The organism is Halomonas sp. SH5A2, from assembly GCF_014263395.1.
Lineage (GTDB): Bacteria > Pseudomonadota > Gammaproteobacteria > Pseudomonadales > Halomonadaceae > Vreelandella.
Window position 1 is genome coordinate 2435953 of record NZ_CP058321.1, and the last position, 14954, is coordinate 2450906.

Consider the following 14954-nt stretch of genomic DNA (forward strand, 5'->3'; position numbering starts at 1 on the left):
CGCCAGCAGACCGTTCTATTATGGCATGCTGGCGAATTAGTCGAGTTCAATGGTGAGCTATCTTGCGACGATTTCGACCTATCGGCCGCACGTTCATGATGTGCGCAGTGGCGCTGACCTTGCTGGTGGCCACAGCGGGCGCCGCCACTGCTCAGCAAGCGCGGGTGGAAACCCAGCGCGTCGAGGCAACCCCGCGTATCGAAGTGCTTCGCTTGAACGGCAGCGTGAGCGCCCCGCGCACATCGCAGCTCTCCAGCGCCGAGGCAGGCCTGGTAAGCACGCTGCACGTCGACCTGGGGGCGCGAGTCCGCCAGGGTGAGCGCTTATTGACCCTGGATAGCCGTGAGGCTGAGCTTGAGCGCCAACGTACCCAGGCCAACGTTGACCAGGCCCGCGCCGAACGCGACGACGCCCAGCGACGCTTGAACGAAGCCAACCAGCTGGCAGCACAGCGCAACATCGCAGCAAGCGAACAGCGCCAGCGGCAAACCGCCTTGGCCGCCGCCGAGGCGACCCTCGCCGCTCAGCAGGCCGAGCTTGATCTTTGGGCGCTACGCATTACCCGCCACGAGATAACCGCCCCGTTCGATGCGCTGATCACCCGGCGGGACATTCAACTCGGCGAGTGGGTCTCCCCCGGCGACACCTTGATGACGCTGGTTGATGTCGACGCCTTGACGATTGATTTCTCCGTGCCCTTCTCTGCCTACGCGCAAATGGACAGCGCGACCCTCGAGGTGCGCCAGGAAGGCGACGACCAGTGGTATGCCGTCCAGCCCCAGGCGCAGGTCCCCCAAGACACCACTAGCCGCCAATTCCTGCTGCGCGCCAAACCTGACGAGGCGTTATCCCTGTTGCCAGGGATGGCCGTTGAGGGGCGTCTACGCATCGAGGGAGAATCCGGTCCCAGCGTTCCCCGGGATGCGTTGATCCGCCGCCCGGATGGCAGCGTCAGCGTCTGGCTTGCCCGCCAGCAGGACGACGAATGGCGCGCCGTTGAGCAGCGCGTCGACATCGGCAGCGGCTTTGAGGGCAATGTTGCCGTCCATGAAGGTGTCGAGGTCGGCGACCGGGTGATCGTGGTGGGTAATGAACGCCTCGAACAGGATCAGGTACTGACCCTGAGCGACGACGAGGAGTAACGCCCACGCATGTTTGCCGCCATTATCCGCCACGGTATCTTGGTCAGCGTGGTCACGTTGATTCTGTTGATTGTGGGCATCGCCGCCATCTGGCGGATTCCCGTCCAGATGATTCCCGATCTGGAAACCCGGGTGATTGGCGTCGAGACCCAGTGGGCCGGCGCGAACCCGCAGGACATCGAAAAAGATATCCTCATCGAGCAGGAAGAATATCTACGTAACGTGCCCAACCTGCAGCGCATGGAGTCCACTGCCAGTAGTGGCAGCGCGGAAGTCGAGCTGGAGTTTCCCTTCGGCGTCGACCTCACCAAAACCCTGATCCGGGTCAATAACGCCCTCAGCCAGGTGCCCTCCTACCCCAACAACGTCGACCAGCCGCGTATTGTCGCCAACTCGTTTTCGGCCAACGCCTTCATGTATTTCAACGTCGGCCCGCGCGAAGGCAACCCTCGCCAGCTCGATATGCCGGCGATGCGTGACTATCTGGAAGATAACGTGCGCCCGCGCATGGAAAGCGTCAACGGGGTGTCGGAAGTCAACGTTTCCGGCGGTGCCGAACGGCAGATGCAGTTGCTGATCGACCCCGACGCCCTCGCCGCCCGCCACCTCAGCATCCGCGATATTCAAACCGCGCTGGAAGAACGCAACCAGGATGTATCCGGCGGTAACCTGGAAAGCGGCAAGCGTCGTTATTTGCTGCGCACTTTGGGGCGCTTTGAAGACGTGCAAAGCCTTGAGGCGCTGATCCTCCGGCGCCAGGGTGACGAGATCGTGCGCCTCGGTGATGTCGCCGAGGTCCAGCAGTCTTACGCCGAACTCACGTCCCGATCGTATAACGCCGCTGGCGAGCCGGTACTCAGCCTCCAGGTTCGCCGCGAGCCGGGCGCCAACGTGATCGACATCAAGCGTGACATGCTTGAAGAAGTCGAGGCACTGAACGACGGCCTGCTTGCCGAACAGGGCATCCAGATCACCCTGTCAAGCGACGACGTACGCTACGTGGAGTCATCGATTGCCAACGTCTGGGTCAACCTTGGCCTGGGGGCGCTGTTCGCTACGCTGGTAATGTATGCTTTTCTACGTTCAGCGCGAGCCACCTTCGCCGGTGTTATCGGCATCCCCATCTGTACCATCGCCGCCTTTCTTGGCCTGTTGCTGGCCGGGCGCACCCTGAACGTGATTTCCCTGGCCGGGGTCGCCTTTGCCATCGGCATGACCATCGATAACACCATTGTGGTGCTCGAAAGTATCGAAACCCAGCGCCGCCGCGGGCTGGCACGTTTTCAGGCGGCGCTTGAGGGTGTCAAACAGGTTTGGTCAGCAGTGCTCGCCTCTACATTGACGACGATTCTGGTGTTCGTGCCGATTTTCTTCATCGAGCAGGAGGCCGGGCAACTCTACTCCGATATTGCCGTGGCGATCTCCACCTCGATCCTGGTCTCGATGGTCGTCGCGATTACGGTTATCCCCACCCTGGGCGCGCATATCGATTTTCGCGGTCGCGAAAATGGCAACACCCGCCGTCCGCGCTGGATGAGTGCCTGTTTATGGATAGTGAACAGCATGATCCAGAGCGCCGGGCGGCGCCTGGCCGCCATCGTGCTCGGCGTCATCGGCGGCGTGGCGATCTTTGTCTGGCTGACGCCACCCGCGGAGTACCTGCCCGAAGGCGAAGAAGCCAAGACCTTTGCCAGCATGAATGCCTCTGCCAGTTACAACCTCGCCACCATGGACGAGATCGCACAAACCCTGCAGCAGGAACTTGAACCTCATGTGGGCGCCGACCCGGCAGCCTTTGAGCGCGGCGACACCGACGTTCCGCCGATCCGCACCATGGGCATTCAGGCCGAAGCCCAGAGCTTGCGCATTATTGCCGAGACCATCGACCCCAATCATATCGAAGCGCTGATGGACGCGCTTACCGAGCGCTTTGAAGCCTACCCGGACATGCGCGCCTTTGCCGCTCGCGGCTCGATCATTTCCAGCAACGACGGCGGCACGCGCAGCATCACGCTGGATATTGCCGGCAATGATCTGGAAACGCTTTACGCCACGGCCAACCGCATTTACGAGCGCGCGGAATCGACCTTCGACAACCCGCGCATTCAATCGCGCCCCTCTGCCCTCGACCTTGGTCAGCCGCTGATCGAGATCTACCCCGACTGGGCACGCGCTGCTGAGCTGGGCTTCGACACCGATGCCCTGGGCACCGCCATCGCCGTGCTGACCAACGGCGCATATCTGGATGATTTCTATCTCGACGATGAGAAAATCGACCTTTACGGCTATGGCCCGGATGCAGGTGATATTGAACTCGACCAACTGGCCAGCCTGCCGCTTCATACCCCGGCCGGGTTTAACGTGCCGCTCAGTGACGTGACCGCTATTGAAGAAACCGTGGGCACCGCCACCATCCGCCGGGTCGACGGTCGACGCAGCGTGACCCTGGACGTGATTCCACCGCGCAGCGTGGCGCTCGAAGCGGGTATTGAACGGATGCAGCGAGAGGTGATCGCGCCAATGCGCGACGCAGGCGAGCTACCCGGCGATATTGACGTGACGGTGACGGGCGCGGGGGATCAACTGGACGCCACCCGCCAGGCGTTAACCGGCAATGGGTTGATTGCGCTTGCGATTGTGTATCTGTTGCTGGTGGCGATTTTCAGCCACTGGGGCTACCCGCTATTGATTCTGGCGACCATTCCCCTTGGCGCGGCCGGTGGCATCGTCGGGCTTTGGCTGATGAATAACGTCGGCGCGGTGCTGCCGCGCTTTGGCCTGAACGCCATCAGCCAGCCGTTTGACATGATCACCATGCTGGGCTTTCTGATACTGATGGGCACCGTGGTCAACAACCCAATCCTGGTGGTTCACAAGGCCCGTGAAAACCTGCGCGACACATCGATGGGCGTGCGCGATGCAGTCTTCAATGCGGTGGAAAGCCGTTTGCGCCCCATTGCGATGACCACGCTCACCACACTGTGCGGGCTCTCGCCGCTGGTATTTTTACCCGGCGAAGGCACCGAGCTTTACCGCGGCGTCGGTGCCATTGTGCTGTTCGGGCTGCTCGGCACGGCCATCGTCACCGTGACCTTCCTGCCCGCGCTGACCGTGGCGGTGCTGAGCTGGCGGACGAAGCGACAGCCGGGTTAGAAAAACAGCTGTTTGAGGGCTTCACCCGGGTCGGCTTCACGCATGAAAACCTCACCCACCAGGAAGCCGTTGATTTCGTGGTCGCGCATCAGCTCGACATCGTCGCGGGTGTGGATTCCCGATTCGGTAATCACCGTGACACCCTCTGGAATGCTTGGCAGCAGTTCCAGCGTGGTATTCAGGTTAGTCTCGAAGGTGTGCAGGTTACGGTTGTTGATGCCGACCAGCTTGAGATCCAGCGCCATGGCACGTGCCATTTCATCGGCATCGTGGACCTCTACCAGCACGTCCATGCCCAGGGCGATGGCTTGCTGGTTCAGGTCGCGTAGCTGGGCATCGTCAAGGGCGGCCACGATCAATAGAATGCAGTCCGCACCGATGGCGCGCGCCTCGCTGACCTGGTAGCCGTGGGTAATGAAATCCTTGCGAATCACCGGCAGCGAACAGGCATCGCGCGCGGCGATCAAGTAATCTTCATGGCCCTGGAAAAAATCGGCATCGGTGAGAACCGATAGGCACGCTGCACCGCCCTGGGCGTAGCTTTTGGCGATATCCGACGGATGAAACTCCTCGCGAATCACGCCCCTGGAAGGCGAGGCCTTTTTGATTTCGGCGATGATGGCCGGGTCTCCAGCGGCGATGCGTCGGTTAAGCGCATCAATAAAGCCCCGGGGAGCGCTCTGCTTTTCAGCCAGCGCCAGCAGGTCAGCTTCCGAAACGGCCTGGCGGCGCTCGGCCACTTCCTGGTCCTTGCGGTCCAGAATGCGCGTTAAAATAGTCGGCGTTGCCTGTTGAGTCATGGTGATCTCTTCTTGTTTAAAACTAAATTTTTCAAACTAATATTATTTAAAACTAATTTTTTAAAAACTTGGCTTGTTTAAGCGCCTACGGCTTGAAAACGCTGGTAAAGTGCGAAAGCTCTTTAAGCTTTTCAAGCGGTAATTTGGAGGCCTGGGCATCCTGGGCCAACATCACGCCCTCTTTCAAGCTATCCGCCACGCCCGCGCAATACAGCGCCGCGCCCGCATTCAGCGCGACCATATCCGCCGCTGCACCCTCGCCGCTCAGCGCTGCCTTCACTAGCCGCAGGCTGTCTTCCGCACTGGTGGCTTTCAGCGTGGCGAGGCTCTGGCGCTCTATGCCCAATTCTTCCGGGGCAATGGTGTATTGGGTAATCTCGCCGTCTTTAAGCTCCGCCACCTGGGTCGGGGCGGCCAGCGAAATTTCATCCAGGCCGTCTTCGGAATGCACCACCAGCACGTGGCGGCTGCCGAGTTTCTTCAGCACTTCCGCCATCAGCGGCACCAGCGACGGCGCATAGACGCCCAACACCTGATTGGGCGCACTGGCCGGGTTGGTCAGCGGACCCAGGATATTAAACAGCGTGCGCACACCCATTTCACGCCGCGGGCCGATGGCATGGCGCATCGCCGGGTGGTGGTTGGGGGCAAACATGAACCCAACACCTACTTGCTCGATACAGCGGGCAACCTGCTCAGGCTTTAGATCGAGATAAATGTCCGCCACGTCGAAGAGATCGGCACTGCCAGACGACGATGACACGCTGCGGTTGCCGTGCTTGGCCACGTGAGCGCCAGCGGCGGCCGCGACAAAGCTGGCGGCGGTGGACACGTTAAACAGGTTGGCGCCATCACCGCCTGTACCGACGATATCCACGATATTATCGGCATCCAGCTCAACCCGCTTCATCAAGTCGCGCATCACCTGGGCGGCAGCGCTAATTTCGACAGCGCTCTCGCCTTTCATGGCAAGCCCCACCAGCAAACCGCCAATCTGGGCATCAGACGCTTCACCGGTCATGATCTGGCGCATCAGCGCGTGCATGGCTTCGAAAGAGAGGTCTTCGCGGCGCATCACCGCGTTAATTGCGTCTCGCATTTGCATGAACAGGAAAGCCCCTAAAGCTGTATAACCGGCGATTAGCCGCGTTGTAAAAAGTTGGCCAGTAGCGCATGGCCTTGACGGGTAAGGATGGATTCAGGATGAAACTGAACGCCTTCAACATCGAGTTCCCGGTGACGCAAGCCCATGATAACCCCTGGCGTAACATCGTCATCAGCGGTCAAGGCGGTTATCTCCAGGCAGTCGGGCAAGCGTTGTTTATCTACCACTAAAGAATGGTAACGGGTCACTTCCAGCGGATTATCCAAGCCGGAAAACACCCCATGATTATCATGCTCCACCGCCGAGGTTTTACCATGCATGACCTCTGGGGCGCGCACCACATGGCCGCCGTAGACCTGGCCAATAGCTTGATGCCCCAGACACACTCCCAATACCGGCAGTGTGCCAGCAAAATGCTCAATGGCCGTCAGGGAAATCCCCGCCTCGTTGGGCGTACAGGGGCCTGGCGATATGACCAAATGGGTCGGCGCGAGTGCAGCCATCTGCTCGATGGTGATCTCGTCATTACGATGAGTCACGACCTCAGCGCCTAGCTCAACCAGGTACTGGACGATGTTAAACGTGAAGCTATCGTAATTGTCCAGCATAAGGACGCGCTTGGCGACCTCCACCTTTACCATTGGCTATCGCCCCTTTAGGTAAAACGATCATCAACAACTGCTTTACCACGATGATACCCCAACCCGGTGCGTCGTTGCAGGGGTTAAGAAGGCGACGAGGAGACGTTGACGCCGGGCCACCCACGGGAACACGCTATGCTGTTAAAATATGTGTTGCCAGCATAGTGATAACCTAGCGTTTGCGGTACGCCTCCCAGCTAACGGGAGCTAGTATCGCGGCATAACAATCTTTATTATCAGTCGCTTTTCAAGAGAGTCAGGAGCGTGGGATGCGTAACAACGTCATGAAATGGGGGCTGCTCTTGCTGGCATTGATGATCGCCAGCCCCTCGGCAACGGCGCAAACCTCGCTTCGGGTGGTGGTGTCATTTTCGGTGATCGCTGATCTGGTCAAGCGCGTGGCGGGCGACGCTGTAAGCGTGGATGTGATCGTTCCAGCCGACGAAGACGTCCACCGCTGGGAGCTTACCCCACCCAATGTGCTGGCACTGGAAGAAACCGATATCGTGTTTTACAACGGCCTGGAATTAGAACCCTGGCTGCGCGACGTAAAAGCCATTGTGGAAAATGATCTGCCCATGGTGGCCTTGGCCGAGAATGCAGACTACCCCGCGCTGCCGCTTACCTCTGGCCATTATCAAGGCTACGCAAACCCGCACATGTGGATGGCCCCCGAAGGCGCTGCCGCTTATGTGGACGTGATCGCCGATACCCTGGCAAAACATGCACCGGACCACGCCGAGGCGTTCGATCAACGCGCCGCTGATCTCAAGCAGACACTGAATGAACTGAATGCCGAGATTGAAGAACGCCTGGGCGGTATTCCCCAGACCAACCGAACGCTGGTAACCAGTGAAGCAGGCCTTGCCTACTTCGCTGACGCCTACAAGTTCGATTACGACGCCTTATGGGGCGTTAACCATGAAACCATGGGGACTCCGGCCGCAATGGCCCGCCTGCAGGCAAAGCTGGCCGAGAAGCGACCGCCCGGCCTGTTTTTTGAGAGCACCACGCCGAAGATTCACATGGACGCCCAGGCGCGTTACGTCGACCTTCCACTAGCAGGGCCGCTCTACGTGGACGCTCTCAGCGGCGGTGACGGCCCAGCATCCAGCTATGCCGATATGCTGCGCCACAATGCCGAACAACTGCACGCCACCCTGGGCGGTGCCAGAGAAGAAGACTAAGCCGTTTGGCAGATGCTCATCAGGCAATCAGCTCGGCGAGTGACGTCAGTACTGCATCAGGGCCGCTGTGGCTGATCGGTTCACCGTGATTATAGCCATAGGGCAACGCCAGGGTTGTAAAACCGGCGGCTTTACCCGCTGCGATATCGTGGCGTGAATCGCCCACCATGAGGCACTCTGTGGGCGCCACACCGTAGGCTTTTGCGGCGTACAACAGCGGCAACGGGGAAGGCTTCTTCTCAGCCAGCGAATCACCGCCCAAGCACAGGGCAAAGCAGGCGTTCAGGTTGAAGTGGTCTAAAATAGGCGCAATAAAGCGCTCTGGCTTATTGGTGATCAGCACCAGAATATAGCCTGCTTCGCGAAGCGTCGTCAGTGCCTGCTCAGCGCCGGGGTATAAGACGGTCAGCTGATTAGGGGCCTCCGCGTAATGGTGTAAAAACCCTGCGTAAGCTCGATCAAAAAGCGTGGCATCAGGTGGTGTGCCCAGCGCCCAGGTTAATGCGCGCTCAACCAGCACGGCCGCGCCGTTTCCCACCCAGTCGCGAACTTTATCTGCCGTTGGCATTGTCAATCTCTGGTCGGCCAGCGCATGGGCAACCGCGACCGTTAGATCGGGAACCGAATCGATGAGCGTGCCATCGAGGTCAAAGGCAATCAGACGCTTGCCGTGAAGAAGTGGGTGCAAGTGGCCATCCTTTTTGCGTAAAAACGTCACCTAAAGCTCGCTTCAGAGGCGGCCCCTGAGAATCGGCTTTGCTATATGAACCGCGGCTTACATTCGTCACTACCGCGAGAAACCTCTATGCTGAGTATCATTTAGTCAAGGAGTAAGACATGAGCCTTCCCACCATTGTGATCGTTGGCGGCGGCGCTGGCGGCCTGGCGCTGGCGACTCAACTGGGACATAAGCTTGGCAAGTCTGAACGCGCCAATGTCGTCCTGCTGGATCGTAATACGACCCACGTCTGGAAACCGCTATTGCACGAATTAGCCACCGGGGTGCTGAACTCCAGCATGGATGAGGTGGATTACCGCGGTCATTCATCGGCGCACCATTACCGCTACCAGCGTGGCTCGCTATCCGGCATTGATCGCCAGGCCAAGCAACTGCATCTAGCGCCTATTGTGGATGAAGAAGGCGAAGAGGTTCTGCCAGCGAGGCAACTTGGCTACGACTACCTGATCATGGCGCTTGGCAGCGTATCCAACGACTTTGGCACCCCCGGGGTTGCCGAGCACTGCCATTTTATCGATTCGCCCCAGCAAGCCAAGGCGTTTCAGCGCGATATGATCAATACCTTCCTGCGCTACACCGACCCGTCGCTGCGCCAGCACACCCAACTGACAATCGGCATCGTGGGCGGTGGCGCCACCGGGGTGGAATTGGCCGCCGAACTGTTTGACGCCTCAAGAATGCTCAACGCCTACGGGGTGACCGCCATCGACCATCAGCAGATCAGCGTCCACCTGCTAGAAGCAGCCCCTCGCCTACTTCCCGGGCTCTCCGAGCGCATCAGTCAAACCGTCCAGCAAGACCTGGAGAAAATGGGCGTGACAATCCATGTGGATACCGCGGTCAAGGAGGCACAGGCTAACTGTCTTGTCACTGGCGATGGCGACGTGATCAAGACCGACCTCAACGTCTGGGCGGCGGGCATTAAGGCACCGCCGTTTCTCGCAGAGCAGGGGCTTTCGACCAATAAAAAAAATCAGATCAAGGTGGCTAAAACACTGCAAAGCGTCGATGATCCGGCAATTTTTGCCCTTGGCGACTGCGCCGACTGCCCCCAGGGGGATGACAGCGCCGTACCACCGCGTGCCCAAGCCGCTCACCAACAGGCCAAGCACTTGGCCAAGAACCTGATCAACCAGTTGGAAGGCAAGCCGCTCAACGAGTTTCGCTATCGGGATCGCGGCTCGCTGGTATCGCTTGCCCGTTACGATGCCGTCGGCAGCCTGATGCGCAGCTCTGCATCACGCGGGCTATTCCTGGAAGGCTGGCTGGCACGCCGTGCCTACGCGTCGCTCTACCGGATGCACCAGCTATCGATTCATGGCGCGCCCAAGACCGGTCTCGCCTGGCTGGTCGATAAGCTCAATCGCTACCTAAAACCGCGCATGAAGCTGCATTAAGTACTGGTATCAAGTGCCTGAAATCGCTTCGCGCAACTGCCGGATCACGGAATCATAGCCGTGGGGATCACTTTGCTTATGTGCATTAAAGATCGCCGACCCGGCGACAAAGGTATCCGCCCCGGCAGCGGCGATGTCGGCGATATTGTCAGCCTTGACGCCACCGTCGACCTCCAGGCGAATCGCGCGCCCTGATGCATCAATCCGCGCGCGCGCATCGCGCAGCTTATCCAACGTACCGGGAATGAACGACTGCCCGCCAAAACCGGGGTTGACGCTCATCAGTAGCACCATATCGATCTTATCCATCACGTAATCGAGATAGGACAGCGGCGTTGCGGGGTTGAACACCAGCCCGGCTTTGCAGCCGCTGTCGCGTATCAGCTGCAGCGAACGGTCAATGTGCTCGGAGGCTTCCGGATGAAAGGTGACATAGCTGGCCCCCGCCTCGATAAAATCACCGATCATGCGGTCCACCGGCTTGACCATCAGATGCACATCAATGGGCGCTGTCACGCCGTGTTGGCGTAATGCCTTACACACCATCGGGCCAATGGTGAGATTGGGCACGTAGTGGTTATCCATGACATCGAAGTGGACGATATCCGCCCCCGACGCGAGCACGTTGTCCACCTCTTCGCCAAGGCGGGCAAAGTTGGCGGAAAGAATCGAGGGGGCAATTAAACAATCACGCACAGCGGTCATATCAACATTCCTGCTTTGCCAAAGTGAGTAAACAACGGCCATTACCGCGTTCAAGAGGCTGCATGTTACCAGAAGCGTCCCAGGACGGGGGTGTCAGACCTTCTCTTCAACTCATATTCTAAAAAAGAATATAAAACTGAATTGTAATTCCACAATCACAGGTTTAAGCTTGCTAACTATCTTATCAATACCAAATTGCCAACACTGGCTTAGTTATTAAGGAGCTTATGATGTCATTTGTCCTTTTCCGTCGTAGCGTCTTGGCGCTGGCCATCGGCGCCACGCTTTCAACCCCGGCCGTTGCCCAGGAGCGCGAGCTGCTGAACTCCTCCTACGATATTGCCAGGGAGCTGTTTGCCGAGATCAACCCCAAGTTTGAAGCCTGGTGGGAAGAAGAACACGACGAGGAAATCGCGGTCAGTCAATCCCACGGCGGTTCATCTGCCCAGGCACGCGCCATCATGCAGGGGCTGCGTGCTGATGTCGTGACGTTTAACCAGGTAACCGACGTTAACGTCCTCGCTGAAGCGGGCCTGGTTGACGAAGACTGGCAGCAGGCGCTGGATAACAACGCCTCGCCCTATTACTCAACCACGGCGTTTTTGGTGCGCAAGGATAACCCCAAGGACATCGAAAACTGGGACGATCTGGTTAACGAAGACGTCGAGATCGTTTTCCCCAACCCGAAAACGTCGGGCAACGGCCGCTATACCTACTTGGCCGCGTGGGGCTTTGCCGACGATCAGTTTGACGGCGACGAAGAGCAAATTCAGGACTTCATGCGCACCTTCCTGGCTAACGTCGAGGTGTTCGACACTGGCGGCCGTGGTGCCACCACTAGCTTTATCGAACGTGAGATTGGCGATGTGCTGATCAGCTTCGAGTCCGAGGTGAATAACATTCGCAAGGAATATGGCAGCGATGATTACGAAGTGATCGTACCGCCCACCAGCATCCTTGCGGAGTTCCCGGTTGCCGTCGTTGGCGAAAACGCTGAGCGCAACGGTAACAGCGACTTGGCGCAAAGCTACCTGGAATACCTCTACCGTGAGGACACCCAGCGGCTGCTGGCTGGCTTTAACTACCGTGTTCACCATGAAGCCGTCGTCGAGGAATTTGCTGATCAGTTCCCCGAAACCGACCTGCTGAAAGTTGAAGACGTTTTCGGTAGCTGGCCAGAAGCGATGGAAACGCACTTCGAAGGCGGCGGCATGCTTGACCAGCTTCAGCGCCGTTAATCGTTAATTCGCCGGACTGAGCTATGAGCCACTTCGCCCTTCGACACTCCGGCAGCGCGCGCGTGCTGCCGGGTTTTGGCCTTTCCATGGGTATCAGCGTACTGTTTATCTCGCTGGTACTGCTGCTGCCCATTACCGGGCTCTTCGGCCAACTCGCCGGACTTAGTCTCGCCGAATACTGGGCGATCATTACCGAAGGTCGCGTCGTCGCCAGTTATATGGTCACCATCGGAGCGGCCGCCGTCGCGGCATTGGTCAATGCCGTTTTTGGCCTGCTGCTGGCCTGGGTGTTGGTCCGTTATGACTTCACCGGCAAGCGGCTGCTCGACGCGCTGATGGATTTGCCCTTCGCATTACCCACAGCAGTGGCCGGTATTACCTTGGCAACGCTTTACGCGAGCAGCGGCTGGATGGGCGGTTGGCTGGAGTCAATGGGCTTTCAGGTTGCCTACACCTGGGTCGGTATTGCTCTGGCCATGGCGTTCACCAGCATCCCGTTTGTGGTTCGCACCGTACAGCCCGTACTGGAAGACATGCCCGCTGAAGTCGATGAGGCGGCGATGTCACTGGGCGCGACTGACGGTGTCGCGTTTCGTCGAGTCATCATGCCACACCTATGGCCCGCGCTGGTGACCGGCACGGGGCTTGCATTTGTGCGCTCACTCGGCGAGTTCGGGGCCATTATCTTCATCGCTGGCAATATGCCTTATGAAACCGAGATCACCGCGTTGATGATCTTCGTCAAGCTGCAGGAGTACGACTACGCCGGGGCCTCTGCAATCGCCTCGGTGGTGCTGTTTGTCTCGCTCACCCTGTTGCTTGCGATCAATGTCTGGCAGGGGCGGTTTATTCGCCGCTTGCATGGAGGTAAAGGGTAATGCGTCGGATCGGTGATGCCCCCCTTATCCGCCGCCTGCTGATTGCAGCGGCGGTGGGCCTTTCGGGGCTTTTTCTACTGCTGCCGTTGGTCGCCATTTTCGCTCAGGCTTTCTCGCAGGGTGTTAGCGTGTTCTGGTCAAACGTCAGTGACTTTTACACCCTGCACGCCATCGGCCTGACGCTGGGTATTGCCCTACTGACGATTCCGGTTTGTCTGGTGTTCGGGGTTGCGCTGGCCTGGCTGGTAACGCGCTTCAGCTTTCCTGGCAGGCGGCTGCTACAAACGCTGATTGATATTCCCTTCGCGGTATCTCCCGTTGTCGCAGGGCTTATCTACCTGCTGCTCTACGGGCGCAACGGCTGGATCGGTGGCTGGCTGGATAGCTACGATATTCAACTGATGTTCGCCTGGCCGGGGATTTTGATGGTGACCATATTTGTCACCTGCCCCTTCGTTGCCCGGGAACTGATCCCCTTGATGCAGGCCCAGGGCTCGCGTGAAGAAGAGGCCGCCGTGACGCTCGGCGCGTCGGGATGGACGACGTTTCGGCGTGTCACCCTGCCCAATATCCGCTGGGCACTGCTTTACGGCATTATTCTCACCAACGCCCGCGCGGTGGGTGAGTTTGGCGCTGTATCAGTGGTATCGGGGGCGATTCGTGGCCAAACCAACACGCTGCCCCTGCACCTTGAGCAGCTTTATCAAGATTACAACGCCGTAGGGGCCTTTGCCTGCGCTGCCCTACTCGCATTGATTGCCCTACTGACGCTCGCCGCCAAGGCGGGGCTGGAATGGCGCGCGTCGCGCCGGGAGGCATTTGCATGAGCATTCGCTTACACAATATCGCCAAGCATTTTGGGACGACTCAAGCGCTGGAACCGATCAACCTGGATATCCAGGAAGGCGAGCTGGTTGGCCTGCTGGGTCCCTCCGGCTCGGGTAAAACCACCCTGCTACGCATCATTGCCGGGCTCGAAAACGCCGACCAAACGCCCACTCCGGGCAAGATTTTATTCGGCGAGCGCGATGTCACCCAGGTGCATGTCCGCGACCGGCGGATTGGCTTCGTATTTCAGCATTACGCCTTGTTCCGCCATATGAGCGTCTACGACAACGTCGCGTTTGGCTTGACCGTCATGCCGCGTGCCAAGCGTCCCTCGGCCCAGGACATTCGCGCCCGGGTGTATCGTCTGCTTGAAATGGTCAAACTCGAAGCCTTTGCCGACCGCTACCCGGCGCAGCTCTCAGGTGGCCAGCAACAGCGCGTGTCACTGGCCCGTGCGCTGGCCGTCGAGCCAGATGTGCTGCTGCTCGACGAGCCGTTTGGCGCGCTTGATGCCAAAGTGCGCCAGGAACTGCGCCGCTGGCTGCGTCATCTGCACGAAGAGTTCAACTTCACCAGCGTGTTTGTTACCCACGACCAGGAAGAAGCCCTTGAGCTCTCGGACCGCGTCGTCGTAATGAGCAATGGGCGTATCGAGCAGATCGACACGCCGGAAACCCTCTACCGGGCGCCCAAAAACCGCTTTGTGTTTGAGTTTCTCGGCGACGTCAATTACCTGGAAGGCAAGGTACACAACGGCACGCTCACCTGCGGCGACGCGCACCTGGCGGTGGATTTACCGGACGGCGACGCAGAATTGTTGCTGCGGCCCCATGAAATCCGCCTGGCCGAGCAGCCTACCCCGGAAAGCCACCTGCCAGTGACGATCACCGCGATTTCCCCCGTGGGCGCTGAAGTCCGCGTGGAGCTGGAAGCCGACTGGCTGGCAAAGCCCTGGCTGGCAACGGTCCGCCACACCGACTTTGAAAACCTGACATTGCGCCGCGGCAAACGGCTTTACGCCCACCCGCGCCATTGGCGACGCTTCCCCGAAGCGACTGAAAACGCAATGGCGCAAACCCACGTCGCATAGTACGTCGAATAGTACGTCGGCTGCCGGCAGCCGACGTCGATAATAGGGCTA

Annotated in this window: 13 protein-coding genes; 8 read left to right on the forward strand and 5 right to left on the reverse strand. The window is 59.0% G+C overall.

Features of this window, described 5'->3' with window-relative positions; translation table 11 throughout:
* Positions 1-62: 62 nt before the first annotated feature.
* Together HXW73_RS11400 and HXW73_RS11405 are read left to right on the forward strand one after the other, a co-directional pair.
* A complete protein-coding gene (locus tag HXW73_RS11400; RefSeq protein WP_240538615.1) occupies positions 63-1142 on the forward strand; it encodes an efflux RND transporter periplasmic adaptor subunit in 1080 nt (359 codons plus the stop codon).
* Positions 1143-1151: 9 nt separating this feature from the next.
* Complete coding sequence (locus HXW73_RS11405; RefSeq protein WP_186253220.1) at positions 1152-4295, forward strand: efflux RND transporter permease subunit; 3144 nt, start codon at positions 1152-1154, stop codon at positions 4293-4295.
* Here the strand turns inward: HXW73_RS11405 and trpC are convergent.
* The 3 genes from trpC to HXW73_RS11420 form a co-directional block, all read right to left on the reverse strand.
* Entirely contained in the window at positions 4292-5095 is an 804-nt protein-coding gene (gene trpC / locus HXW73_RS11410) for an indole-3-glycerol phosphate synthase TrpC (protein ID WP_186253221.1), read from the reverse strand. The genes HXW73_RS11405 and trpC overlap by 4 nt on opposite strands.
* A gap of 85 nt (positions 5096-5180) precedes the next feature.
* Entirely contained in the window at positions 5181-6200 is a 1020-nt protein-coding gene (gene trpD / locus HXW73_RS11415; RefSeq protein WP_186253222.1) for an anthranilate phosphoribosyltransferase, read from the reverse strand.
* 35 nt (positions 6201-6235) lie between these two features.
* A complete protein-coding gene (locus HXW73_RS11420) occupies positions 6236-6841 on the reverse strand; it encodes an anthranilate synthase component II (protein WP_240538616.1) in 606 nt (201 codons plus the stop codon).
* 269 nt (positions 6842-7110) lie between these two features.
* On the opposite strand from HXW73_RS11420, the gene HXW73_RS11425 reads away from it, so the two are divergent.
* A complete protein-coding gene (locus HXW73_RS11425) occupies positions 7111-8028 on the forward strand; it encodes a metal ABC transporter substrate-binding protein (protein WP_186253223.1) in 918 nt (305 codons plus the stop codon).
* A gap of 19 nt (positions 8029-8047) precedes the next feature.
* Here HXW73_RS11425 and HXW73_RS11430 read toward each other — a convergent pair whose 3' ends face one another.
* Positions 8048-8716 carry a phosphoglycolate phosphatase gene (locus HXW73_RS11430; RefSeq protein WP_186253224.1) on the reverse strand — a complete coding sequence of 223 codons (669 nt, stop codon included), beginning with the start codon at positions 8714-8716 and terminating at the stop codon, positions 8048-8050.
* 149 nt (positions 8717-8865) lie between these two features.
* Here HXW73_RS11430 and HXW73_RS11435 point away from each other — a divergent pair, with 149 nt between their 5' ends.
* Entirely contained in the window at positions 8866-10164 is a 1299-nt protein-coding gene (locus HXW73_RS11435) for an NAD(P)/FAD-dependent oxidoreductase (RefSeq protein ID WP_186253225.1), read from the forward strand.
* Between the two features lie 9 nt (positions 10165-10173).
* On the opposite strand, the gene rpe is transcribed toward HXW73_RS11435, so the two are convergent.
* Complete coding sequence (gene rpe, locus HXW73_RS11440; RefSeq protein WP_186253226.1) at positions 10174-10869, reverse strand: ribulose-phosphate 3-epimerase; 696 nt, start codon at positions 10867-10869, stop codon at positions 10174-10176.
* A 230-nt stretch (positions 10870-11099) separates the two neighbouring features.
* Here rpe and cysP point away from each other — a divergent pair, with 230 nt between their 5' ends.
* From cysP to HXW73_RS11460, 4 genes are read left to right on the forward strand one after another with little or no spacing between them, the layout of a single operon-like run.
* Positions 11100-12107, forward strand: a complete 1008-nt coding sequence (gene cysP / locus HXW73_RS11445; RefSeq protein WP_186253227.1) for a thiosulfate ABC transporter substrate-binding protein CysP — start codon at positions 11100-11102, stop codon at positions 12105-12107.
* Positions 12108-12130: 23 nt separating this feature from the next.
* Positions 12131-12985 carry a sulfate ABC transporter permease subunit CysT gene (cysT, locus tag HXW73_RS11450; protein WP_186253228.1) on the forward strand — a complete coding sequence of 285 codons (855 nt, stop codon included), beginning with the start codon at positions 12131-12133 and terminating at the stop codon, positions 12983-12985.
* The gene (gene cysW, locus HXW73_RS11455; RefSeq protein WP_186253229.1) at positions 12985-13812 is read left to right on the forward strand and encodes a sulfate ABC transporter permease subunit CysW; all 828 of its coding nucleotides are present in this window, start codon (positions 12985-12987) and stop codon (positions 13810-13812) included. The genes cysT and cysW overlap by 1 nt, the downstream gene beginning before the upstream one ends.
* The gene (locus HXW73_RS11460) at positions 13809-14903 is read left to right on the forward strand and encodes a sulfate/molybdate ABC transporter ATP-binding protein (protein ID WP_186253230.1); all 1095 of its coding nucleotides are present in this window, start codon (positions 13809-13811) and stop codon (positions 14901-14903) included. Before cysW ends, HXW73_RS11460 begins: the two co-directional genes overlap by 4 nt.
* The last annotated feature ends 51 nt before the right edge of the window (positions 14904-14954 follow it).